This window comes from Nocardioides oceani (genome assembly GCF_030412965.1).
In the GTDB taxonomy this organism is placed as follows: Bacteria; Actinomycetota; Actinomycetes; order Propionibacteriales; family Nocardioidaceae; genus Nocardioides; species Nocardioides oceani.
Genome location: NZ_JAUHJQ010000012.1, coordinates 49,936 through 73,321, shown reverse-complemented (window position 1 = coordinate 73,321; position 23,386 = coordinate 49,936). Strand labels below are relative to the sequence as shown.

The 23,386-nt window shown below is 72.7% G+C and carries 23 protein-coding genes; 6 read left to right on the top strand and 17 right to left on the bottom strand.

Annotated elements, in window-relative coordinates; genetic code table 11:
* Positions 1–27 precede the first annotated feature (27 nt).
* Positions 28–1,113, top strand: coding sequence for a phospho-N-acetylmuramoyl-pentapeptide-transferase (gene mraY / locus QWY28_RS20480; protein ID WP_300954616.1), 1,086 nt, complete (start codon positions 28–30; stop codon positions 1,111–1,113).
* Positions 1,114–1,204: 91 nt separating this feature from the next.
* Here the strand turns inward: mraY and QWY28_RS20475 are convergent, their stop codons facing one another.
* Positions 1,205–2,113 carry an NAD-dependent epimerase/dehydratase family protein gene (locus tag QWY28_RS20475; protein WP_300954614.1) on the bottom strand — a complete coding sequence of 303 codons (909 nt, stop codon included), beginning with the start codon at positions 2,111–2,113 and terminating at the stop codon, positions 1,205–1,207.
* Between the two features lie 54 nt (positions 2,114–2,167).
* On the opposite strand from QWY28_RS20475, the gene QWY28_RS20470 reads away from it, so the two are divergent.
* Positions 2,168–2,341, top strand: a complete 174-nt coding sequence (locus tag QWY28_RS20470) for a hypothetical protein (protein WP_300954613.1) — start codon at positions 2,168–2,170, stop codon at positions 2,339–2,341.
* A gap of 12 nt (positions 2,342–2,353) precedes the next feature.
* Positions 2,354–3,919 carry a non-homologous end-joining DNA ligase LigD gene (locus QWY28_RS20465; protein WP_300954611.1) on the top strand — a complete coding sequence of 522 codons (1,566 nt, stop codon included), beginning with the start codon at positions 2,354–2,356 and terminating at the stop codon, positions 3,917–3,919.
* Positions 3,920–3,935: 16 nt separating this feature from the next.
* Here QWY28_RS20465 and QWY28_RS20460 read toward each other — a convergent pair whose 3' ends face one another.
* Positions 3,936–5,354, bottom strand: a complete 1,419-nt coding sequence (locus tag QWY28_RS20460; protein ID WP_300954610.1) for a WS/DGAT/MGAT family O-acyltransferase — start codon at positions 5,352–5,354, stop codon at positions 3,936–3,938.
* 105 nt (positions 5,355–5,459) lie between these two features.
* On the opposite strand from QWY28_RS20460, the gene QWY28_RS20455 reads away from it, so the two are divergent.
* Positions 5,460–6,704, top strand: coding sequence for an alpha/beta hydrolase (locus QWY28_RS20455; protein WP_300954607.1), 1,245 nt, complete (start codon positions 5,460–5,462; stop codon positions 6,702–6,704).
* 51 nt (positions 6,705–6,755) lie between these two features.
* Here the strand turns inward: QWY28_RS20455 and QWY28_RS20450 are convergent, their stop codons facing one another.
* The gene (locus QWY28_RS20450; protein WP_300954605.1) at positions 6,756–7,895 is read right to left on the bottom strand and encodes a CDP-glycerol glycerophosphotransferase family protein; all 1,140 of its coding nucleotides are present in this window, start codon (positions 7,893–7,895) and stop codon (positions 6,756–6,758) included.
* A gap of 74 nt (positions 7,896–7,969) precedes the next feature.
* Positions 7,970–10,036 carry an acyl-CoA dehydrogenase family protein gene (locus QWY28_RS20445; RefSeq protein WP_300954604.1) on the bottom strand — a complete coding sequence of 689 codons (2,067 nt, stop codon included), beginning with the start codon at positions 10,034–10,036 and terminating at the stop codon, positions 7,970–7,972.
* A 78-nt stretch (positions 10,037–10,114) separates the two neighbouring features.
* Between QWY28_RS20445 and QWY28_RS20440 the strand changes: the two genes are divergently transcribed.
* The gene (locus QWY28_RS20440) at positions 10,115–10,798 is read left to right on the top strand and encodes a class I SAM-dependent methyltransferase (RefSeq protein ID WP_300954603.1); all 684 of its coding nucleotides are present in this window, start codon (positions 10,115–10,117) and stop codon (positions 10,796–10,798) included.
* Here the strand turns inward: QWY28_RS20440 and QWY28_RS20435 are convergent.
* From QWY28_RS20435 to QWY28_RS20425, 3 genes are read right to left on the bottom strand one after another with little or no spacing between them, the layout of a single operon-like run.
* Positions 10,757–11,854 carry a prenyltransferase/squalene oxidase repeat-containing protein gene (locus tag QWY28_RS20435; RefSeq protein ID WP_300954602.1) on the bottom strand — a complete coding sequence of 366 codons (1,098 nt, stop codon included), beginning with the start codon at positions 11,852–11,854 and terminating at the stop codon, positions 10,757–10,759. The genes QWY28_RS20440 and QWY28_RS20435 overlap by 42 nt on opposite strands.
* Complete coding sequence (locus tag QWY28_RS20430) at positions 11,847–12,623, bottom strand: class I SAM-dependent methyltransferase (protein WP_300954601.1); 777 nt, start codon at positions 12,621–12,623, stop codon at positions 11,847–11,849. The genes QWY28_RS20435 and QWY28_RS20430 overlap by 8 nt, the downstream gene beginning before the upstream one ends.
* On the bottom strand, positions 12,610–13,893 hold the full coding sequence (locus tag QWY28_RS20425; protein WP_300954599.1) for a glycosyltransferase family 4 protein: 1,284 nt from the start codon (positions 13,891–13,893) through the stop codon (positions 12,610–12,612). Before QWY28_RS20425 ends, QWY28_RS20430 begins: the two co-directional genes overlap by 14 nt.
* Before the next feature lie 218 nt (positions 13,894–14,111).
* Between QWY28_RS20425 and QWY28_RS20420 the strand changes: the two genes are divergently transcribed.
* Positions 14,112–14,714, top strand: coding sequence for a TetR family transcriptional regulator (locus tag QWY28_RS20420; protein ID WP_300954598.1), 603 nt, complete (start codon positions 14,112–14,114; stop codon positions 14,712–14,714).
* Between the two features lie 191 nt (positions 14,715–14,905).
* Here QWY28_RS20420 and QWY28_RS20415 read toward each other — a convergent pair whose 3' ends face one another.
* The 10 genes from QWY28_RS20415 to QWY28_RS20370 form a co-directional block, all read right to left on the bottom strand.
* Positions 14,906–15,403, bottom strand: a complete 498-nt coding sequence (locus QWY28_RS20415) for a TIGR03618 family F420-dependent PPOX class oxidoreductase (protein ID WP_300954597.1) — start codon at positions 15,401–15,403, stop codon at positions 14,906–14,908.
* A 16-nt stretch (positions 15,404–15,419) separates the two neighbouring features.
* A complete protein-coding gene (locus tag QWY28_RS20410; RefSeq protein ID WP_300954595.1) occupies positions 15,420–16,187 on the bottom strand; it encodes an SDR family NAD(P)-dependent oxidoreductase in 768 nt (255 codons plus the stop codon).
* Positions 16,188–16,200: 13 nt separating this feature from the next.
* Positions 16,201–17,115 carry a 3-oxoacyl-ACP reductase gene (locus QWY28_RS20405; RefSeq protein WP_300954592.1) on the bottom strand — a complete coding sequence of 305 codons (915 nt, stop codon included), beginning with the start codon at positions 17,113–17,115 and terminating at the stop codon, positions 16,201–16,203.
* A gap of 4 nt (positions 17,116–17,119) precedes the next feature.
* A complete protein-coding gene (locus QWY28_RS20400) occupies positions 17,120–17,314 on the bottom strand; it encodes a ferredoxin (RefSeq protein WP_300954591.1) in 195 nt (64 codons plus the stop codon).
* A 2-nt stretch (positions 17,315–17,316) separates the two neighbouring features.
* Positions 17,317–18,318 carry an NAD(P)/FAD-dependent oxidoreductase gene (locus QWY28_RS20395; RefSeq protein ID WP_300954590.1) on the bottom strand — a complete coding sequence of 334 codons (1,002 nt, stop codon included), beginning with the start codon at positions 18,316–18,318 and terminating at the stop codon, positions 17,317–17,319.
* A gap of 73 nt (positions 18,319–18,391) precedes the next feature.
* The gene (locus tag QWY28_RS20390; protein WP_300954589.1) at positions 18,392–19,174 is read right to left on the bottom strand and encodes a hypothetical protein; all 783 of its coding nucleotides are present in this window, start codon (positions 19,172–19,174) and stop codon (positions 18,392–18,394) included.
* Position 19,175: 1 nt separating this feature from the next.
* Complete coding sequence (locus QWY28_RS20385) at positions 19,176–19,724, bottom strand: Rv1363c family protein (RefSeq protein WP_300954588.1); 549 nt, start codon at positions 19,722–19,724, stop codon at positions 19,176–19,178.
* Positions 19,721–20,953: an MlaD family protein gene (locus QWY28_RS20380; RefSeq protein ID WP_300954586.1), complete on the bottom strand. Its 1,233-nt coding sequence runs from the start codon at positions 20,951–20,953 to the stop codon at positions 19,721–19,723. Before QWY28_RS20380 ends, QWY28_RS20385 begins: the two co-directional genes overlap by 4 nt.
* A gap of 58 nt (positions 20,954–21,011) precedes the next feature.
* On the bottom strand, positions 21,012–22,223 hold the full coding sequence (locus QWY28_RS20375) for an MCE family protein (RefSeq protein WP_300954585.1): 1,212 nt from the start codon (positions 22,221–22,223) through the stop codon (positions 21,012–21,014).
* Positions 22,220–23,386, bottom strand: a complete 1,167-nt coding sequence (locus QWY28_RS20370; RefSeq protein WP_300954583.1) for an MCE family protein — start codon at positions 23,384–23,386, stop codon at positions 22,220–22,222. Before QWY28_RS20370 ends, QWY28_RS20375 begins: the two co-directional genes overlap by 4 nt.

The window sequence follows — 23,386 nt, the reverse complement described above, 5'->3', positions numbered from 1 at the left end:
GACCGCGGCGGCTGCGAGAGGAACGACATGCGGGCGATCCTGCTCAGCAGCGGGCTGGCGGTGCTCTGCTCGCTCATCGGCACCCGGATCGCCATCGGCTGGTTCACCCGGCACGGCTTCGGCCAGCCGATCCGCGACGACGGCCCGACGACGCACCACGTCAAGCGCGGGACGCCGACTATGGGCGGGCTCGTGATCCTCCTCGGCTCCACGGCGGCGTACCTCCTCGCCACGGTGCTGACCGACGCCCGGCCCAGCGCCAGCGCCTGGCTGCTCCTGCTGCTGTTCCTCGGCTGCGGCGTGGTCGGCTTCCTCGACGACTTCATCAAGGTCTACACGCAGAACAACCAGGGCCTGACCAGCCGCGCCAAGATGGCCGGGCAGACGCTCACCGCGCTGACGTTCGGCGTCCTGGCGACCCAGCTCTTCGCCGACGAGCGCGGCGTGAGGCCCGCCTCGCAGCACCTGTCCACCACGCACGACTGGGGCATCAAGCTGCCGCTGGTCGTCGTGCTCCTGCTGATCTGGTTCATCGTGACCGCGACGTCGAACGGCGCCAACCTCGCGGACGGCGCCGACGGCCTGCTCGCCGGGACCTCGGCGATGGTGTTCGGCGCCTACGCGGTCGTGTGCTTCTGGCAGAACAGCCACCGGTGCGGGTCCGCCGACGTCGCCGCGAGCGCGTCCCAGTGCTACGAGGTGCGCGACCCGCTGGACCTCGCCGTGCTCTCCGCGGCGATCGCGGCCGCGTGCATCGGCTTCCTGTGGTGGAACGCCAAGCCGGCCCAGATCATCATGGGCGACGTCGGCTCCCTCGCCATCGGCGGCGCCCTCGCAGGGCTGGCGATCATGTCCCGGACCGAGCTGCTCATGGCCGTCATCGGCGGCCTGTTCGTGCTCGAGACGCTCTCGGTGCTCCTGCAGGTCGGCTACTTCAAGCTGACGAGGCGGCTCACGGGCACCGGCCGCCGCATCTTCCGGATCGCCCCCATCCACCACCACTTCGAGCACCTCGGGTGGGACGAGGTGACCGTGGTCATCCGCTTCTGGATCATCGCCGGGCTCAGCGTCGTCACCGGCCTCGGGATCTTCTACGCCGACTGGCTCGGGTGACGGTGCGGTACGTCGGCGCCGCTGGCTGACCTCGACGTACCGCACAGGCCGGCTCCCGCGACGGGTCGCGGGCCGGCGGACCGGAGGTGGCTCAGCGCAGCCCGTCCGCGAGCTCGCGGAGCGCCTGCCCGAGGTCGACCGCGGGGGTCCAGCCCCAGGCGCGGGCTCGGTCGGCGACGATCCGGCCCGTCCACGACGGCTCCTCGACCCACTCCGGCTCGACGCCGACCGCGGTCGTGACCGTCTCGTGGTAATCGCGGGTCCGCGCCGGCTCGGCGGCCAGGTTCACGGCCGTGCACTCCCCCGCGACCGGGCCGCGCTCAGGGTCGTCGGCCTCCGCGACGCGGCCGGTCGCGACGTCGGCGAGGAACACCGCGAGGTCGGCCACGTGCACCCACGCGAACGTCTTGTCCGGAGCGGTGCGCCGGGCGGCCGGCTCGTCGCGGACGGCGGCGGGGCGCAGCGTGTTCCAGACCGAGGTCTCCCCCGGCCCGAGGATCGCCGGCGGCCGGACGAGCACCCGGGTGATCGCGTCGACCCGGGCCAGCGACGCGTCGGTGTCGCGCTTGGTGATCCCGTAGTCGCCGCCGTCCTCGCCCACCAGCGCCGAGCCCTCGTCGACGTCGCCCGTGTCGGGCGAGCGGTCGTAGACGCCGGCCGTCGACACGTGCACCAGGCGGCGTACGCCGGCGTCCCGGGCGGCCCGCGCGATCGTCGTCGTGCCCTCGACGCCGACGCGGTGCTGGGTCTCGCGGTCCGACCCCATCGGGTGGACGGTCGTCACGAGCGCCGTCGCACCGTCGACGACCGAGGCGGCGAACCCGGCGTCGGAGAACTCCCCGACGTGCTCCTCGGTCCCGGCGGGCGCGGTCCCGGCACGGCGCACGACCGCGCGGACCCGTGCCCCGCGCTCGACCAGGGCCGCGCAGGTGGTGGCCCCGACGAACCCGTTCGCACCGGTCACGACCACGACAGGGACGTCTGCAGGTGTCTGGCTCATGCCGGCCACGATGGCACGCGGGGCCACACCGGGCGGCGTGGGTACCGGCCGCCCATGAGCGAGAGCGCAGGCTTCGACGGACCGCAGGCGGACGAGGCCGACCTGGCCGAGCAGCAGCAGGGCATGGACGGGTCGGGGACGGTGACACCCGCCGAGGTGGGCCCGGACGAGGCGAACGAGGCCGACGTCCTCGAGCAGGGCGACCACGTCACCGACGACCCCGCCTGACCGCCGGGTCGGATGAGCGACCAGCTGGCGGCGTACCGCGCCAAGCGCGACTTCGCCCGGACGCCCGAGCCCTCCGGCGACACGGCCGGCGAGGCCTCGGCGCGGACGGCCGCCTCCGGCGCGCCGCGGTTCGTGGTGCAGCGGCACCGCGCGAGCCACCTCCACTACGACCTGCGCTTCGAGATCGGCGGCGTGCTGGTCAGCTGGGCGGTCCCGAAGGGGCCGACCCTCGACCCGGCCGCCCGTCGCCTGGCGGTGCACGTGGAGGACCACCCGGTCGACTACCTGCACTTCGAGGGCACCATCCCCGGTCGTGAGTACGGCGGCGGGGACGTCATCGTGTGGGACACCGGCACCTTCGAGGCGGTCCGCACCGACGACCCGGTCGCGGCCGTCGCCGACGGCGAGCTGCACGTCGAGGTGCACGGCCGGAAGCTGCGTGGCCGGCTGGTGCTCCTGCGGCGCTCCGAGGCCGGCGGCAAGGAGGAGTGGATGCTCCTGCACAAGCGCGACGAGCACGCCGTCGACGGTTGGGACCCCGAGGAGCACCCCCGGTCGGTGCTGAGCGGGCGCACCAACGACGACGTCGTGGCCGGCGTGCCGCCCACGCCTCCGGCCGCCGTCCCCGACGGGGCGATCGACGCGCTCGCCGCGCTGCCGGGCAGCGGCGGCACCTGGGAGGTCCACGGCCGGGGCGTGAAGGTCACCAACCTCGACAAGGTGCTCTTCCCCGGCCACCCGCAGGACGCGGACCGCGGACCGGTGACCAAGCGCGAGCTCCTGGCCTACGCCGCCCAGGTCGCCCCCGTCGCGCTGCCCTACCTCGAGGGCCGGGCGGTCAACCTGCACCGCTACCCCGAGGGCGCCGACGAGGCCGGTTTCTGGCACAAGCAGCGGCCCGGCCACGCGCCGGCCTGGGTCGGGTGCTGGGGTAATCCCGAGGCCGACGAGGGTGAGACCACGGCGTACGTCGTCGCCGACGAGCCGGCCACCCTCGTGTGGATGGCCAACTTCGGGGCGCTGGAGTGGCACCCGTGGACCTCGCGCACCGAGGCGATGCACGAGCCGACGTACGCCCTGGTCGACCTCGACCCCGGTGAGCGCACGTCGTGGGAGGAGCTGCTCGTGCTGGCCCGGCTGCACCGCACGGCACTGGAGCACCTCGGGGTGACCGCGCTGCCGAAGGTGACCGGGCGGCGCGGCATCCAGGTCTGGATCCCGGTGGTGGCGGGCTACACCTTCAGCGACACCCGGGCGTGGGTCGAGCGGCTCTCGCGCACCGTCGGCAAGGTCGTGCCGGAGCTGGTGAGCTGGAAGTGGGAAGTCAGGGCGCGCGGCGGGCTCGCGCGGCTGGACTACACCCAGAACGCCGTCAACAAGACCCTCGTCGGGCCCTGGTCGCCGCGGCCGGCTCCCGGTGCGCCGGTGTCGGTGCCGATCCGCTGGGAGGAGCTCGACGACCCCGACCTGCGGCCGGACCGCTGGACGATCCGCACGGCGCTGGAGCGGATCGCCGAGCACGGTGACCCGTTCCGCGGGCTGCTCGGCGCCGCGCAGGAGCTGCCCGAGATCAGCTGAGCGACCTCGTCGGGGCTCAGGCCTCGTCGCGGGCGGCCACCGCCGCGCGCAGGGCGGAGAGCTCCGCCGGGAACCGGCGCACGAGCTCCTCGGGGTGCGGCACCGACTCGCGGCAGGCGATCACGCCGACGTGCAGGTGGCCGTGGTTGGACATCACCGTGACGTTGAGCCCCGCGCCGTGGAAGACCGGCCCCAGCGGGTAGAGCCCGAGCACCTCGGCCCCGCAGAAGTAGAGCGGCACCGGCGGGCCCGGCACGTTGGAGATGACCAGGTTGTGCACGACCGGGTGCCGCTCGGCCAGCCGCAGCCCGGCGTAGGTCCGCATCGCCAGCCCGAAGGTCCGCGGCGCCGCGAACTCCGCCCAGTCCTGCAGCGCGTCAGCGCTGATCGCGTTGTGGTGCTCCTTCGCGTGCTTGTTGCGGGTCGCCATCTCCTCGAGCCGGACCAGCGGGTCCTCCTCGTCGGTGCCGAGCTTGGCGAAGAGCGCCGAGACCTTGTTGACGCCGCTGGACCGCTTCGAGGTGCCGTGGACCGAGACCGGGACCGTCGCGAGCAGCGAGTCGTCGGGCAGCTCGCCGCGCTCCTCGAGGTAGGACCGCAACGCACCGCCCGCGACGGTCAGCACCACGTCGTTGACGGTCGTGCCGGTCGCCGCCTTGACCTCGCGCACCTCGTCCAGCGACATGTCGGCCAGCGCGATCGTGCGGTGGCCGGTGATCGTGCCGTTGAACGACGTGCGCGGCGCGGTCAGCGGCGCGGCCATCGCGGTCCCGGCTCGGGCCCGCCCGATGGTCCGGGCCACCAGCTGCGCGGACGGGTTGAGCAGCCGCGCGGCGTGCACCGGCTTGGTGACGTTGGAGAGCACCGCCCGCCCGAGGAGCTCCAGCTGGTCGGGGTCCCGGCCGTACGTCTGGTCGTCGGCGGTCCCGAGCGGCTCGGCCTCCGGCTCCAGGCTGCACAGGTGGGAGACCAGGTTGGCGCCCGAGACGCCGTCGACCGTGGCGTGGTGCATCTTCATGAACACCGCGACCAGGTCGTGGCCCAGCCCGCCGTCGTACCCCTCGATCACCCACATCTCCCACAGCGGGCGCGAGCGGTCCAGGGGCAGGCCGGCGAGGTGCCCGGTCAGCTCGGTGAGCTCCGCGAGTCCGCCGGGCCGCGGGAGCGCGAGCCGGTGCACGTGGCGCTCGATGTCGAACTGCTTGTCGCGGACCCAGATCGGGTGGTCCAGCCCCATCGGCACGCGTCGCAGCTTGCGCGTGAACGCCGGGGTGTCGCGGACCCGCTCGTCGATCGTCGCCTGCAGCCCGGCGAAGGAGTACGGCTCCGGCATCGTCGAGGGGTCGAGCAGGATCACGCCGCAGACGTGCATCAGCTGCGACGGCGTCTCGAGGTACAGGAAGCTCGCATCGAGCCCCGACAGCCGGTCCACCACGGACGTCCCCTTCCTAGAACGTGTTCCAGTGTGCAACGGGCGGGGGGCGCCGACGTCACGGCCGGTCCGCGTGACCCACGTCAATTGCGGACTACCCTCGTCGCCATGTCGTTCCTGCGCCGACAGATCGTGACCGCTGCGCTGACCGCGAACGCGCTGCGGCCCCTGCCCGGCTTCCGGCCGGGCATCCCCGCTTTCATGGCGGGCTGGCTGGTCGGGGAGCTGGCCCCGCACGCGCTGGCGCTCACCGTCGCCGACGCCGCGGTCCACGCGCGCGGACCGCGACGGGACCCGCGGGGCCTGGCCCTCGCCGCCGCCAGCGCCGCAGGCCTGTCCTACCTCGTGCTCCAGGCGCGGCAGGTCCAGCAGCGGGCCGAGGACAGCCTCGTCGAGGCGCTCGGGGCCGACTACCTCGAGCAGCTGGACGCCAAGCCGACCCCGGCGGACCTCGCGGTGCCGTGGCGGCGCCTGGTCTACCCGTTCCGGATGCGCGACGCGCGGGTCCGGGTGGAGAAGAACATCTCCTACGACCCCGCCATCGGCAAGCGCGGACTGCTCGACGTCTACTCCCCCGCCGACGGCGTGCCCGACGGCGGTGCACCGGTGCTGCTCCAGGTCCACGGCGGCGGGTGGACCATCGGCAACAAGGACCAGCAGGGCATCCCGCTCATGCAGCACCTGGCCGCCAAGGGCTGGGTCTGCGTGGCGATCAACTACCGGCTCTCGCCCCGCGCGGAGTGGCCCGCCCACGTCGTCGACGTCAAGAAGGCGATCGCCTGGATCAAGGCCCACGTCGCCGAGCACGGCGGCGACCCCGACTACATCGCGATCACCGGCGGTTCGGCGGGTGGCCACCTCGTCGCGCTCGCCGCCCTCACGCCCGGCAACGCGGCGTACCAGCCGGGCTTCGAGGACACCGACACCTCCGTGCAGGTCGCGGTGCCGCACTACGGCGTCTACGACTTCGCCGGCGCCACCGGCACGCGGGCGGCCGAGCTGCTGCGCGACCTCTTCCTCGGCCCGCGCGTGCTGGGCACGACGTGGGAGAAGGAGCCGCAGGTCTTCGAGGACGCCTCGCCGATCCTCCGGATCACCCCCGACGCCCCGGACTTCTTCGTCCTCCACGGCGCCTACGACACCCTCGTGCCGGTCTCCCAGGCGAGGGCGTTCGTGGAGAAGCTGCGGCGGATCTCCAAGCGCTCGGTGGTGTACGCCGAGCTGCCGGGCGCCCAGCACGCCTTCGACGTCTTCCCCTCGATCCGCAGCTCGCACGTCGTCCGCGCGATCGACCGCTACCTGCACTGGCACTGGAACCAGTACCGCCGCGAGCAGGGCCGCGTCGCGGGCTGACGCTCCCTGCTGGTCGAGCAGCGAGCGCCAGCCACCTGCTCGACCAGCGGATCAGGCGGTGATCGCCGCGCCGAGGTCGGTCTCGCCGAGGAGCGCGTCGCGGCGGGCGGCGAGCTCGCCGACCGCGTCGAGGAAGCGGACCGTGCTGTCGCCGACCTGGAGGTCGTCGAAGTAGTGGTGGCGCATGGCGACCCGGGCCAGGTGGTGCTCGTCGTGGTCGAGGCGCGCGGCGAGGAGCCCGGTGAGCGTGAGCACGTCGACGTCGTCGATGACGTCGGCGCACCGGCTGACCGGGACCTCCTGGCGCAGGCGCTCGGCGTCGTGGTGGCGGTCGGTGATGAAGATGGGCCGCTCGGTGCGCAGGTAGAGCCAGTCGAGCCCCACCGAGGAGACGTCGGTGACCATCGCGTCGCAGTCCGGCATCACGGCGAGGATGTCGCCGGCGAGGATCGCCACGTGCCCGGCGGCCGGCTCGCTGCGGGCGGCCTCGTCGAGCAGCGCGAGGATCGCCCGGTGCCCCTCGCGCACGGCCGGGGTGGTGCTGGTGACGACCTTCGGGTGCGGCTTGTAGACCAGGCGCACGTCGGGCACGGCCAGGGCGGCGCGCACGACGTCGGGTCCGATCGTGTCGACGGAGGTGTAGTCGTTGTACTCCGCGTCGCCCTCCCACGTCGGCGCGTAGAGCACCGTGCGCCGGTCGGTCGGCTCGAGCAGCGCCTCGCGGCGCAGGTCGAGCTGCGGGCGGCCGGTGCGCACGAGGCGGGAGGTGTCGAGCTCGAGCAGCTCGGCGACGTACCGCTGCACGGCCGCCTCGCCGGCGACGAAGACCCGGTCGTAGGCCTTGGCGTTGTTGCTGGCCATGCTCTGCTTGTCGCTCTCGCCGTGGTTGACGTGGACGTGCAGCGCCCGCCCGTGGAGCAGCGACTGGAAGTTGAGCATGGAGTTGTTGACGTAGAGGACGACCTTGGGGTCGACCGCGGCGTACAGCTCGGTCAGCTCGGGGAACGACGCGGCAAGCTCGACCGGCAGGTTCGTGCGGGTGCGCAGCAGCTCGGCCGCCTCGGCGTCCCGCGCCACGACGCCCACCGGGTGCTGCTCGTGCAACAGCTCGAGCACCGGCAGCCACTGCACGAGCTGGTAGGTGCGGGTGGTGTCGTCGGCGAAGTAGGCGAGGATGGAGGCGTCGAGCACCGGAGGATCGTACGGGTCGACCCGACGGTCGCAGAATCCGGCGCGGACCCCTCGAAAACCCTGCCTGACCTGCGCTATCGCGGGAGCCCGAGGATGCGTTCGCCGGCCACGTTCCGCAGCACCTGGGTGGTGCCTCCGGCGATCGAGAGACAGCGCGTGTTGAGCATCTCCCACACGTCGCCGCGCACCTCCTCGGCGTCGGTCAGCGCCCGGTCGCCGAGCAGCGAGACGACCAGCTCCGAGCCGTCCTGGCGGTTGCGGACGCCCAGCAGCTTGGCCACGCTCGACTCGGGCCCGGGTCCCTGGCCGGCCAGCGACCGGAGCGTGGAGCGGACGCCGAGAAGGGAGCAGACCGTCGACAGCGCGACCGCCTGGCCCACCCGGACCTCCTCGGCGGCGGTGAGGCCGGAGGCCGCCAGCTCGACGGCGCGCTCGGTGCTCTTCGAGAGCCGGCTGCTCGCCATCGCCACCCGCTCGTTGGCCAGCGTCGTGCGCGCGAGCCGCCAGCCGTCGCCGGGCTCGGCGACCAGCATGTCGTCGGGCACGAAGACCTCGTCGAGGAAGACCTCGTTGAAGAGCGCCTCGCCCGTGATCTCGCGCAGCGGCCGGACGTCGATGCCCTCCGATCGCATGTCGACGAGGAAGTAGGAGATCCCCTTGTGCTGCGGCGCGTCGGGGTCGGTGCGGGCCAGGCAGATGCCCCAGTCGGCGCGGTCGGCGACCGAGGTCCACACCTTCTGCCCGGTCAGCCGCCAGCCGCCGTCGACCTTCTCCGCACGGGTGCGCAGGGAGGCGAGGTCCGAGCCGGAGCCGGGCTCGGAGAACAGCTGGCACCACACGAGGTCGCCGCGCAGCGACGGCTCGACGAACCGCTCGCGCTGGGCGTCCGTGCCGTGCTCGAGGATCGTCGGCAGCGCCCACCCGGCGATGACGATGTCCGGCCGGGAGACCCCGGCCCGCGCGAGCTCCTGGTCGATGACGATCTGGGTCACGGCGTCCGCGCCGGTGCCGTACGGCGCCGGCCAGTGCGGCATGAGGTAGCCGGCCTCCACCAGGGCGGCCCGTCGCTCGTCCTCGGCCCGCCCCGCGATCGCCTCGACCCTCGTCCGGACCTCCGCCCGCACCGCCTCGTCCCGCCCCTCGAGGTCGACCTCCAGCCGCCGCCGCGTGCCGGCCACCGCTCGGCCGGTGAGCCGCCGCGCGGCCTCGTCGCTGCTGCCGAGCAGGCTGCGCAGGGCGACCGCGCGCCGGAGGTAGAGGTGGGCGTCGTGCTCGAAGGTGAAGCCGATCCCGCCGAGGACCTGGATGCAGCTCTTCGCGACCTCCACCGCGCCGTCGAAGCACGTCACCGCGGCCACGTCGGCGGCGAACGCCCACTGGTCGTCGTCGCCGAAGGCTGCGCTGGCGACGTCCCACGCCGCGCCCGTGACCGCCTCGGCGGTCTCGAGCATCTGCGCGCACAGGTGCTTGACCGCCTGGAAGGCGCCGATCTTCTGGCCGAACTGCTCGCGCACTTTGGCGTACTCCACCGCGGTGTCCAGGCACCACCGCGCGAGGCCCGCGGCCTCTGCCGCGGCGTACGTGACCGCCGTGCGGTGCAGCAGCTCGCGGGTCAGGTGCGGCACGGCGACGCCCGCGGCCGGGTCGTCGACCGTGACCGTGCCGTAGCGGCGTCCGAGGTCCAGCCCGGACCCGGGGGTGACGGTGACGGCCTCGACGGGGAGCACGCGCCAGCCACCGTCCAGCTCGACCAGGACGTACGTCGCCGACGGCACGTCCCACACGAGGTCGGAGAGGCCGACGGCGACGACCGCACCCTCGCCGATCGCGGCCGCGACCTCCGACTCCCCCAGCAGCGCCTGGGCGACCACCGGCCCCAGCAGCGGCCCCGGCACGAGCTCGCGGGCGCAGGCCTCGAGCGCGACGGCCTGGTCGAGCACGGAGCCGCCCCCGCCGCCGGCGGCCTCGGGCAGGCCGATCGTCGCCACGCCCATCTCGGTGACGGCCTGCCAGGTGGCGGCGAACGGCTCGGCGGCCTCGCCCTCGGCGGCGCGGACGACCGCGGGGCCGTCCAGGCTGGCCGCCCACTTGCGCAGGCTGTCGGCCAGCTCGACGTGCTCGTCGGAGATCCCGATCGACATGGGGACGTGTCCTTCCAGGCTGCCGCGACTCCCAGGGGGAGGAACTAGAACGTGTTACAACCCTACTAGTCTGGCGCCGTGACGAACACGGCCGACCACGCGCCCGACCAGCCGACGGACTGGCTCGGCCACGCCCTCGCGGCCAAGGGCTTCATGCCCGAGGACGAGGGGATGCTCCTGCACCGGGTGGCGCTCGAGCGCCTCCCCCACGGGCCGGCCCTCGAGGTGGGGACCTACTGCGGCAAGTCGGCCATCTACCTCGCCGCCGCCGCGCGCGAGGTCGGCGGGCCGCAGGCGGTCGTCTTCACCGTCGACCACCACCGCGGGTCGGAGGAGAACCAGGCCGGCTGGGAGCACCACGACGCGAGCCTCGTCGACGCCGAGTTCGGGCAGATGGACACGCTGCCGACGTTCCGCCGCACGCTCAAGCGCGCCGGGCTCGAGGAGCTCGTCGTGGCCGTGGTCGGGCGGAGCACGACCGTCAGCGCCCACTGGCGCACCCCGCTGTCGATGCTGTTCATCGACGGCGGGCACGCCGAGGAGCACGCGCAGAACGACTACACCGGCTGGGCCCGCTGGCTCGAGGTCGGTGGGCTGCTGGTGGTCCACGACGTCTTCCAGCACCCCGAGGACGGCGGCCAGGCGCCGTACCACGTCTTCCTGCGGGCGCTGGAGTCCGGCGCCTTCGAGGAGGTCGAGGCGCTGGGCTCCATGCGGGTGCTACGACGGACGGCCGGCGCTCCGGGCGAGCTCGTCGGCTGAGTCGCAGCCGCACTCCAGGGCCAGCTCGGCGAAGTGCGGGGCCAGCGAGGTCCCGCGCATGATCCCCGAGCCGGCGCTGGCGTGGCCGGCGACCTCACCGAGGGCGTCGACGGCCAGGACCACGGCGGCGGCGGTGTAGGTCGTCCACTCGTGCGGCCAGTTGACGTCGTCGCCGAAGACCCAGCCGGTCCAGTAGCGGCCGTCCTCGGCACGCAGGTGCTGCATGTCGGCCAGCAGCTGCAGCGCGCGGCGGTGGTCGCCGATCGCGTCGAGCGCCATCACCAGCTCGCAGGTCTCCGCGCCGGTGACCCACGGGTTGGTGTCGACGCACCGGATGCCGAGGCCCGGCACGACGAAGTCGTCCCACCGCGTCGCGAGCAGCTCGGAGGCCGCCTCGCCGCGGACCGCACCGCCGAGGACCGGGTAGTACCAGTCCATCGAGTACGTCGCCTTGTCCAGGAACAGGTCGCGGTGCTCGCGCACCGCGTGGCCCAGCCGGCCGCCGGCCAGCTCCCACTCCGGCTGCGGGTCGTCGAGCAGGTCCGCGAGCGCGACGCCGGCCCGCAGCGACTGGTAGATGCTCGAGGAGCCGGCGAGCAGGGCCCCCTCCTCGGTCGGCGTCCACCGGATGCCGCCGAAGGGCAGCTGCTGGCTGACGACCCAGTCCAGGCCCGCGCGCACGCTCGGCCAGAACCGCTCCACGAACGCGTGGTCGCGGCGGACCAGCCAGTGGTGCCAGAGGCCGACGGCGAAGTACGCCGACATGTTGACCTCGCCGCGCTCGTCCTCGACCTCGCCGCCGACGATCTTCATCGGCCACGAGCCGTCCTCGCGCTGCAGCGTCGGCACCCAGGCGTAGGCGCGTTCGGCGGCCTCGACCTGTCCGCCGACGAGCATCGCCATCGCGGCCTCGACGTGGTTCCAGATGTCGACGTGCTCGCCGGTCGTCCACGGCACGGCGCCCGAGGGCTCCTGCATCGCGGCGATCGAGGCGGCGGTGTCGGCGACCTGCGAGGCGCTCAGCACGCCCTCGACGTACGGCAGGAGCTCAGACATCGGCACCGGCAGCCCGGGAGTCGGCGGTCTCGGGCTTGCGGAAGTACAGCACCATGCTCTTGCCGATGAGCGGGTCGAGCACCTTGCCGGCGACCTTGAGCGCGGTGGGCTGCTTCATGATCTCCCAGACCAGCAGCTTGTGGTACGCCTTCGCGAGCGGGTGCTCGTCGTTGGTGACGCCCACCGCGCACTTGATCCACCAGTACGGCGTGTGCAGGCCGTGGGCGTAGTCCTTGCCCTCGAAGACCATGGCGTCGCCGGGCGTCCCGTCGTTCGGGCGGCCGGCCTTGGTGACCTTGTCGACCAGCTCGTGGTCGGTGTAGATCCGGATGTGGCCGCCCTCGGCGTTGTGGTAGTCCGAGGAGAGCTTCCAGTTGACGACCTCGGGGAGCCAGCGCGGCACCGAGATCGCCAGGGTGCCGCCCGGGCGCAGGACGCGGACGAGCTCCTTGATCGCGTCGACGTCGGCCCAGATGTGCTCGAGCACCTCGGCGGCGACGATCCGGTCGAACTCGCCGTCGGCGAACGGCAGCTGCAGCGCGTCGCCCTCCTTGACGTCGGCCTCGGCACCCTCGGGCACCTCGCCGGCCTCCTTCATCGCGGTGAAGAGGTCGCGGACCTTGGCCAGCTCGTCGGCGTCCATGTCGAAGGCGACCACGTCGCCGCCGCGGCGGTACATCTCGAAGGCGTGTCGTCCGGCTCCGCAGCCCATGTCCAGCACGCGGTCGCCCGGGCGCAGCCCCAGGCGGTCGAAGTCAACGGTGAGCACGGTCGTTCCTCTCGTCCGACGGACCGGCGCCGCGCTCGCGACGGTGGTCCTCGATCACTTCCTCGTACGCCGCGGCGACCTTGACCGCCACGGCACGCCAGCTGAACATCTCCTCGACCCGCCGGCGACCCGCGACACCCATCCGGGCGCGACGCTCGGGGTCGTCCAGCAGCGCACCGAGCGCCTGCGTGAGCTCGCCGACGTCGCCGGGGGTGACCAGGTCGGCGGCCTCCCCGTCGGGCCCGGTCACCTCGGGGATGGCGCCGGCGCGCGAGACCACCAGCGGCGTGGCGCAGGCCATCAGCTCGGCGGTCGGCAGCGAGAAGCCCTCGTAGAGCGACGGCACGCAGGCGACCTCGGCCGAGCCCATCAGGTCGACCAGCTCGGCGTCGCTCACGCCGCTGACGAACCGGACGCAGTCGCCGATGGCGTACTTGTCGATGAGCTTCTCGGTCGTCCCGCCCGGGCGCGGCTTGGTGATGAGCACCAGCTCGACGTCGCGCTCGGTGCGCAGCTTCGCGAACGCCTCGAGCAGCGTCGCGATGCCCTTCATGGGCGCGTCCGCGCTGGCCATGGCGAGGATCCGGCCCGGCACGCGCGGCTTGGTCGGCGGCTTGAAGGTGTCCTCGACGCCGAGGAGGATCACCTGCATCCGGGCCGGGTCGACGCCGAAGTCCTGCGCGATGTCGCGCTTGGAGGCCTCGGACGGCGTGAGGATCTTGCGCGCGGCGCGGGCGACCTTCGCCTGCATCCGCAGGAAGCCGTACCAGCGCCACAGCGTGAACTTGCGCCACGGGTTGCGGGTCTGGGCGATGTCGATGCGCCGGTCGAAGGTGATCGGGTGGTGCAGCGTCGTGATGAGCGGCAGCCCCATCTTCTCGATCTCGAGCATGCCGTAGCCGAGCACCTGGTTGTCGTGGACGATGTCGAAGTCCTCGACGCGGTCCCGCAGCACGCGCGCGACCCGCGAGCTGAACGTCTTCGGCTCGGGGAAGCCGGCCGCGCACATCGTGAGGAACTCCTCGACGTCGATGCGGTCGCGGAACTCGCGCAGCTTCGGGACCCGGAACGGGTCGGGCTGGCGGTAGAGGTCCAGGCTGGGCACCTTGGTCAGGCGCACGTCGGGGTGGTCGAGCTCGGGGTAGGGCTGCCCGGAGAACACCTCCACCTCGTGGCCGAGGTTGGCCAGCTCGCGGGTCAGGTGCCGCAGGTAGATGCCCTGCCCACCGGTGTGGGGGGCGCTGCGGTAGGACAGCATCGCGATCCGCACGCGTCACGACCTTTCTCGACTGTGCCGTTGCCGACATCCGGACACACTCCGGATGCGTGACACGCCGGGCCGGACGAACTGGAACGTGTTCCTATCATGGACCACGTGGCGGTAGCCTAGTGCCACATACCGGCGGTCAGGTGCCGGATCCGCATCGGATCGCATGACGCAGGACACCGGGGCGTCATGACCGCGACGAGCACCCGAGGACAGCATCGATGAGCGCCACCAACTCCCTGAGCGTGGAGGACCTCGGCTCCGCCGCGCAGCGGGACCGCCGCAAGCGGATCCTCGACGCCACGATCGACCTGGCCTCCAAGGGCGGCTTCGACGCCGTGCAGATGCGCGCCGTCGCCGACCAGGCCGAGGTCGCCCTCGGCACGCTGTACCGCTACTTCCCTTCCAAGATCCACCTGCTCGTCAGCGCCCTCGGTCGGGAGTTCGAGCGCACCGCGGCGGCCCGCCGCGACGTCGACATCCCCGGCGACACCGCCTCCGAGCGGGTCATCAACGTCCTCAAGGGCACCACCCGCGGCCTGCAGAGCAGCCCGCACCTGACCGAGGCGCTCACCCGCGCGTTCATGTTCGCCGACGCCTCGGTCCAGGCCGAGATCCACCAGGTCGGCATGCTGCTGAGCTCGATGCTCACCCGCGCCATGCACCCCGGTCAGCTCGAGCCCTCCGAGGACGACGTCGCCATCGCCCGCGTCATCGGCGACGTCTGGCTCTCCGCCCTCGTCGGCTGGGTCACCGGCCGGATGACCGCCGCCGAGACCGGCGCCCAGATCGAGCGCGCGGTCCACCTCATCCTCCGCGACTGAATTACGTTTCGTCGGCCGGCCGCTGGAACTCCCGGTTGGCCGATGAAGTTTCATCGTCCCACCGAGAGCTTTGTCGGCCGGCCGATGAAACTCCCGGTTGGCCGATGAAGTTTCATCGTCCCACCGACACCTTCATCGGCCGGCCGATGAAGCGTGCGGCGGCCCGGACCCACCAACCAGGCGGGGCGGGGTCAGTCGAGGAACTCGGCGGTGGAGCCGCCGAGCTCCATCGGGTCCATGCCGAGCTTGCGGTGGTCCCAGCTGCGGACGCGGTCGACGTCGAGGCGCACGACGACGCGGTTCTTGGCCATCAGCTCGACGAACGGGCGGAGCTCCTCGGTGTACGGCGCGTTGTAGCGCTCGAAGACGTTGACGCAGACGTCCCAGACGGTCTGCTCGTCCTCGACCACGACGCCGGAGCCCTCCAGCGAGACACCGCGGAGCTGGTCGTAGGTGTGGCCGGCCTCGACGAGGAAGCTCATCCGCGGGTCGCGGCGGAGGTTGACGACCTTCTGCGACTTCGCCTTGGTCTCCAGCCACACGTGGCCGTCGAGCCACGCGTACCACATCGCCACGAGGTGCACCTGGCCGTTTGGCCCGATCGTCGCGACGGTGGAGCTCCGCTGCTGGGTGAGGAAGGCGTCGACCTCGTCGGAGGACATCACGACCTGTGAGCGCTGGTTGGCCATGGCGTGAACCTAGTGCTCAGCCACCGAAGGCGTGCGTGGAGGTCACGCCGCCGTCGATGGCGATCTCGGCGCCGTTGACGTACGCCGACTCGTCGGAGGCGAGGTAGACGTACAGCGGGGCGATGTCCTCGGGGTGGCCGACCCGGCGCAGCGGCACCTTGGAGGCGCCGTACTCCATCGCGGCGTCGCCGCCGTGCACGCGCGTCATCGGGGTGTCGATCATCCCCGGGTGCACCGAGTTGACCCGGATCCGGTGGGGGCCGAGCTCCATGGCGGCGCACTTGGTCATGCCGCGGATGGCCCACTTCGTGGCGGCGTACGCCGTGCAGCCGGGCATGCCGGCCAGGCCCTCGACCGAGGAGGCGTTGACGATCGAACCGCCGCCGTGGGCGCGCATGGTCGCGGTGACGGCCTGCATGCCCAGGAAGCAGCCGAGCTGGTTGACCCGGAACAGCAGCTCGACCTCGTCCTGCGGCATGGTGCCGATCTCGCCGAAGCGCAGCAGGCCGGCGTTGTTGGCCAGCACCGACACGGGCCCGAACCGCTGGTTGGTGTCGTCGACGAGCGCCGCCCACGAGGCGGCGTCGCTGACGTCGTGGTGCGCGAAGTGCGCCCGGCCGTCGGACTCCGAGGCCAGCAGGTCGGCGAGCGCCTGCCCGGCCTCCTTGGCGATGTCGGCGACCACGACCGACGCGCCCTCGGCGACGTACGCGCGGCTGATCGCGGCGCCCTGGCCCATCGCACCACCGGTGACGATGGCGACCTTCCCGGCGAGACGTCCCATGACCAGTCCTCCTTCAGACCGTGAGCTGCATGATCGAGTCGGCGGCGAAGCCGACCGCGGGGTCGCGGCCCTCGAAGTAGCCGCCGACCTGCTTGGCGAGGTCTTCGAGGTCCCACACCGAGCCGGAGGCGTCGAAGCGCTGCTCGACGACCGGCGCGGCGACGAGCGCCACCATCCCGCCGTACACGACGAACACCTGGCCGGTGATCGACTCCGCGGCGGGCGAGGCGAGGTAGGCGACGAGCGGTGCGACGTGGTCGGGTGAGTACGGGTCGACCTCCTCGCCGGAGGTGTCCTCCCCGAAGACCTGCGCGGTCATCGCCGTGCGGGCGCGGGGGCAGATCGCGTTCGCGCGCACGCCGATCCGCCCGAGCCCGCGGGCGGTCGAGAGGGTCAGCGCGGCGATGCCGGCCTTGGCGGCGGCGTAGTTCGGCTGGCCCGGCGAGCCGCCCAGGAACGCCTCGCTCGCGGTGTTGACGACCCGGCCGTAGACGGGTCCGTCGAGCTCCTTCGACTTCCCCCGCCAGTACGCCGCGGCGTTGCGCGAGAGCAGGAAGTGGCCGCGCAGGTGGACACCGATGACCGCGTCCCACTCGTCGTCGGACATGTTGAACAACATCCGGTCGCGGGTCATGCCGGCGTTGTTGACGACGATGTCGAGTGAGCCGAAGCCGTCCACGGCGGCGGCGACCATCGCGTCGGCCGTCGACCGCTCGGAGACGTCGCCCTCGACGACGGTCGCCTCGCCGCCGCGGGAGCGGATCTCCTCGACCGCGTCGTCGGCGGCACCCGGCAGGTCGTTGAGCACGACCCGGGCCCCGGCCGAGGCCAGGGCCAGCGCCTCGGCGCGCCCGAGCCCGGCGCCGGCGCCGGTGACGACGGCGACGCGGCCGTCGAGCGAGAGGTCCTCGGTGGTGGTGCTGCTCATCCGGTCAGTCCTCCAGGGTGATGGCGGCGCGCGGGCAGGCCGACACGGCCCGCTTGACGTCGCCCTCGTTCTCGGGCGTGGTCTCGTCGGCCTTGACCTGGAGGTAGTCGTCGTCGTCCAGCTCGAAGACCTCCGGTGCCATCGCCTCGCACAGCGCGTTGGACTCGCAGAGGTCGAAGTCGACCTTGATCCTGCTCATGACTAGCTCCCTTCACTGGAATGGCCGGGGAAGACGTGGGCGGTCGGGTCGATCGCCACGGTCGCGTTGTTGACGGCGGTCGCGGCCTCGCCGAAGCCGACGGCGATCAGCCGCACCTTGCCGGGGTAGTCGGTGATGTCGCCGGCGGCGAAGACCCGGGGCAGGTTCGTGCGCATGGCGGAGTCGACGACGACGTGCCGCTTGTGCACCTCGATCCCCCACTGCTGCAGCGGGCCGAGGTCGGCGATGAACCCGAGCGCGGCGACCACCGCCTGGGCGGGGTACGCCGTGGGCTCGCCGTCGACGGTGACCTCGACCGACGCGAGGGTCTCCTCGCCGCGCAGCGCGGTGACCTCCGCGCGGGTGATGATCTCGACCGAGGAGTCGCGCACCTGCTGGACGGTCCGCTCGTGGGCGCGGAAGGCGTCGCGGCGGTGCACCAGACGCACGGACCGGGCGACGGGCTCGAGGTGGAGCGCCCAGTCGAACGCGCTGTCCCCGCCGCCGACGATGACGACGTCCTTGCCGGCGTACGGCTCGAAGCTCGGGACGAAGAACTCCAGGCCCCGGCCCAGCCAGCCGTCGCCGGCCGGCAGCGGCCGTGGGCTGAACTTGCCGATCCCCGCGGTGACCAGCACGGCCGCGGCAGCGACCCGGGTGCCGTCGTCGAGGCCCACGACCACGCGGTCGTCGCCGTGCTCGAGGGTGCTCGCGGTGCGGTCCAGGAGGTACGTCGGCTCGGCGGTCGCGGCCTGCTCGACGAGGCCGGACACCAGGTCGCGGCCCTTGACCGCGGGGAACCCGGCGACGTCGAGGATGAGCTTCTCCGGGTACATCGCGGTCACCTGGCCGCCGAGCTCCGGCAGCGAGTCGACGACCGTGACGCGGTGGCCGCGGAAGCCCGCGTAGTAGGTGGCGAACAGGCCCGTGGGGCCTGCGCCGACGACGAGCAGGTCGGTCTCGAGCAGGGTCGCGTCGGACGTCGGGGTGGCGGTCGCGGTCACGGCGGCGATCCTGCTCCTCCCGCCCGAGGTGGTCTACTAGAACGTGTTCTAGGTCCGGTCGGGGACAGTTCTATCAGAGCGCGTCGAGGTCCGTCACGACCCAGTCCCCCGCGTCGCGGTGGAGCGTCACCACGACCCGGTTGAGGTCGGCCCTCGGCCGCTCGGAGTCCTTGCCGGTGGTCGCCTGGTTGACGAACAGCAGCGCCTTGACGTCGTGCTCGCTCGCGGAGATCGCCGAGGCCGCCACGACGGTCGCCTCGACCTTCGCCTCGTTGCGCTCGGTGTCCTCGCGGATCGCCTCGAGCGTCTCGCGGTACTCCGTCTGCATCTTCGGCGCGAGCAGCGGCAGCGCCGCCTCCATGTCCGCCTCGAGCGTCGCCGCGGAGTACGACAGCACCTTCTCCGCTGCCTCGGTCGCCGCGCTCAGCCCGGCCGACTTCGCGCCCTCGGAGGCGAAGACCACGCCCTCGGCGAGCGGCGTCGTGCCCGACGGCACGTCGCCCTCGGGCTCGTCGACCACCAGCATGCGGACGAAGACGATCGCCAGCGCGAGCACCACCAGCCCCAGCACCGCGGCCGGCCAGCGGCGAGGCGAGCGGTCGGGCGCACGGTCGGACGGGACCGGCGGTGGTGGCGGTGCGTCGTCGGCTCGCGGGGTCTCGACGACGCTCGCTGGCGCTCGCTGCTCGACCGGCGGGGGCTCGGGCGCTCGCTGCTCGACCGGCGGGGGCTGCTCGACCGGCGGGGGCTGCTCGGCCGGTGGGGATTCGAGGTCGGAGCCGCAGTAGCGGCAGCGGATGGCGGCGGCCTTGATGGTCTCGGCGCAGAACGGGCAGGTCTTGGTGTCGTCGTTCATCTCATCCCACGAACTGCACGTTGGAGGCCAGCCACTCGCCGTCCTCGCGGACCATGTCGAGCTGGAGCCGGTAGTAGCGCGGCTGCTTGGTCCCGTCGGTGGTGACGTTGGCGACCTCGCTGTCGGCGGCGACGTACACGAGCGCGGAGTCGGCGTCGAGGTCGCCGACGCCGAGCGCGACGACCTCGCCGGTGCTCACCGACTTGTTGCGCTTCGCGGCCTCGACGAGCTGGTCGACGTTCGCGGCGTACTGCTCCGCGAACTCGCCGGTCGCGCGCGCCAGCACTGCGTCGGTCAGCGGCCCCATGTCCTCGTGGTCGACCTCGAGGAACGCCACTGTCAGCTCGCGCGCCGCCTCGGCCACCTCGCGGTGCGCGGCGGTCAGCTCCTCGTCGCCCCGGTCGGCGCTGCCACCGACCGCACGGGTCAGCGCCTGGCGGCCCTCGTCGGAGCGGAGGGCGGTCACGGCGATCGCGGCGGCCAGCCCGACGGCCAGCACGGCCAGCACGGCCGTCAGCAGACCCCACCTCGAGCGCACGGTCGGTCTCACATCCCTTCCTGGGGGCCGATGAGCATCCAGCGCCACGAGTCGTCCCCGAACACGTCCTGGAGCCCGCCGCGGCTGCCGACCGTCACGGCCGGCTCGTCGGCGAGGGTAGCGCCCGGCGCGACCCGGTTGGTGCTGCCACCGAAGCGCGGCGCGTACTTCGGACCACGCTGGTTGTACGGCGGTCCCGACAGGCAGGTGGCCGGGTAGATGGGGGCGTCGGTGAGGTCGGAGGACGGCCGCCACTGGTCGCTCGGCTTGAAGCCCTCGCGGCACGGCCCGGGGTTCTGGGCGAGCTGCAGGTTGATGTGGCCGTAGCCGTCGCCCGGCGTGCCGGTGAAGCCGTTGGCGACGATCTTCGGGAACGTCACGAGCAGCTGCTCGACCGCGGGCAGCCGGGTCGTCACGATCTGGTTGAGCGTGACCAGGTTGCCGATGAAGACCGGCATCGTCGGCGCCAGGCCGGCCATGAGGCGCTCGACCTCGCGCACGGCGCTGGCGCCGCCCTCGAGCACGTCGCGCAGCTCGGGGTCCTTGCCGCGCAGCGTGGCCGTCAGGTCGGCCAGCGACCGGGCGAAGGTGCGGATGTCCTGGCGGTGCCGCTGCTGGGTCTGCAGGACGGTGCGGCCGTTGTCGAGCAGGCGGAACGTCGACTCCTCGTTGGCCAGCGCCGCCTCGACGAACCGCGAGCCGCTGTCGACCATCCGCTCGAGCGGCCCGGCGGTGTCCGCGAAGGCCAGGCCGAGCTCGTCGATGACCGTGGAGAGGTTGTCCTGGTCGACCGAGGAGACCAGCTCGTCGAGGTCGATGAGCAGCTCGTCCTCGCCCACGGGCAGGCTGTCGGCGTCCCCGGCGAGCACGTCGCCGTCCTCGGCGTACGGGCCGCCGCCGTTGCCCGGCACGATGTCGAGGTACTGCTCGCCGACCGCGGAGAGGTTGTGCACCTCGACCTCCGCGTCGACGGGGATCCGCGTGCCCTCCTCGAGGGCCAGCTCGGCCGACAGCCCCGTGCGGGTGACGTCCATCGCGGCGACCTTGCCGACCTTGACCCCGCGGTAGGTCACCTCGCTGCCCACGAAGAGGCCGCCGGAGTCCGGGAGGGTCGCCGAGATGGTCAGGCCGCGCCCGAGCAGGCGGTCCACGAGGCCGAGGTAGGTGCCGGTGACGTAGACGATCCCGATCGCCGCGAGCGCCACGAACAGCACCAGCCGGACCTTCACCCCGCGGGTCATCGCACGCCTCGCATCGGCCCAGCCCCCATCGGCTCAGCCCCCGTCAGCCCAGTCCCCATCAGCCCAGTCCTCCTGCGAGCAGGCCGCCGCCGGTGCCCACCGACGCGTCGCGCGTGTAGCCGTCCGTGCCGGCCCGGCCCAGGCCCGGGAGCGTGGGCAGGCCCGGGATGTCGGGCAGCGGGATGTCGGGCAGGTCCGGCAGGCCGGGGATGTCCGGGAGCGGGATGGTCGGGCCGTTCCCGGGCTGCTCGATGAGCTGGGTGAGGCCCTCGAGGGAGACGTCGAGGGCGAACTTGGCGTTGGCGTAGTCGCCCTTGACGATCTCGCTGGCCTGCTCGGGGAACGGGAAGCTGATCAGCAGCGAGAGGCCGCGCGGCAGCGAGTCGCCGGTCTCGTTGAGCCGGCGCAGGATCGGCCGCAGGTGGTCGAGGTCGGCCAGGAGGTTCTCCTTGGTGCCGTTGATGACGCGGGTGCCGACCTCGCCGAGCTCGTCGAGCTGGCGGAGCATCGAGACGAGCTGCTCGTGCTGCTGGTTGAGCACCTCCAGCGCGGGCCCGGTCGCCTCGATCGCGTCGGTGATCGTCTCGGACTCGCGGTTGAGCGTCGTGGCCAGCCGGTCGAGCGACTCCATCGCGGAGATGATGTCGTCCTTCTGCTCGTCGAGGCCGCCGACGAGCTGCTCGAGCTGGCCGAAGAGCGAGCGGACGTCATCGGTGCGCCCGGAGAGCATGTCGTTGACCTCGTCGCTGATCTGCTTGATCTGGCCGACGCCGCCGCCGCTGAGCAGGAACGACAGCGCACCGAGGACCTCCTCGACCTCCGGGTTCCGGCCGGTGTCGGCGAGGTCGAGGCGGTCGCCGTCCTCGAGCCGGCCCCGGGCGCGACCGGTGGGCTCCTCGAGCGCGACGTACTTCTCCCCCAGCAGGCTGGTCTGGCGGATCTCGGCCACGGCGTTGTCGGGCAGCTCGATGTCGCTGCGGATCTTGAGACGTACGACGGCGTTCCACCCGTCGCGCTCGACCTCGTCCACCTCGCCGACCACGACGTCGCTCACCATCACCGGCGAGCGCGGCACGACGTTGAGCACGTCGCCGAACTCCGCGGTCACCGTGAACGTCTCCTCGCCGCTGACCGGGCTGCCCGGGAGCGGCAGGTCGTAGGCGCCGTCGAAGTCGCACGCACCGAGCAGCGGGACGGCGACCGCGAGCGCGACCAGGCCGACCACGCCCCTGCTGGCCCGGGTGCGCGTGCGGGTGCGGGTGCGGGTCATCGGGGACCACCTCCGAGCAGCTCGCGCAGGTCCCTGGCCGGGACGGCCTCGCCGGGCACCCGTGTGTCGGGGGCGTCGGCGCGTGCCGGGCCCCGCGGGAGCGCGAGCCCGAGCGGCTCGAGCAGCGACTTCAGCAGCTTGCACACGGTGCCCGCGGCCGGGACGCCGGCGTTGGTGACGACCGCGCAGAGGAACCCGTCGAGGTCCTCGACGTTGGGGCCGACCTGGATCCGGGCGTTCTGCGAGCCGGTCTTGGTGTCGAAGCCCAGCGCGAGGTTGCCCAGGCCGAGCGGGCCCTTCTCGATGGCGGTGGTCAGCGACTCCCGCTCGGCCACGAGCACGTCCAGGACGTCGGTGAGGTCCTCGACCTCGCCGACCAACGCCTTGCGGTTGTCCTTGACGAAGGCCTCGACGGTGCCGACGGCGCCGGCGAGCGCCTCCAGCGCCCGCGCGAGCTCCTGCCGCTCGCCGGAGAGCTGGTCGGTGGCCCGCGCCAGGTCGCCCATGAACTCGTCCACGAGCCCGTCGTTGCGGGCCAGGGTCCGGGTGAAGGCGTCGAGCTGCCGGACCGTGCCGAACAGGTCCCCGCTGTTGTCGCCGAAGGTGGTCGCGGCCGCCGACAGGTCGCGGATCAGCTGGTTCGCGGTGCGGCCCTGCCCGCCGAGCGCCTCGGCGCCGGAGGCCAGCAGCGTGTCGAGCGAGCCGTTGCGGTTGGCGCCCTCCGGTCCGAGCGCGTTGGCGAGGGTGGAGAGGCTCTCGTAGATCCGGTCCAGCTCGACCGGGCTCGCGGTCTCCGCGAGCGGGATGTCGGCGCCGTCGGCCATGACCGGGCCCTCGGTGTGCACGGGGGTGAGCTGGATGAACCGGTCCGCCACCAGCGTCGGGGTGACGATGACGGCCCGGGCGTCGGCGGGCACGTCGTAGGTGTCGTCGTACACCATGTCGACGCGCACCGACTTCCCCTCCGGGACCACGGCGGTCACCTCGCCGACGGGCACCCCGAGGATGCGGACCTCGGTGCCGACGTAGACGCTGACGGCCCGCTCGAAGTGGGCGGTCACCTTCTTCTGGCCACCGCCCCCGTCGACGAGGACGAGCACGGCACCGACGAGCAGCAGGGCGGCGACCAGCGCGCCGGCGGCCTTGAACGAGAAGCGGGGCAC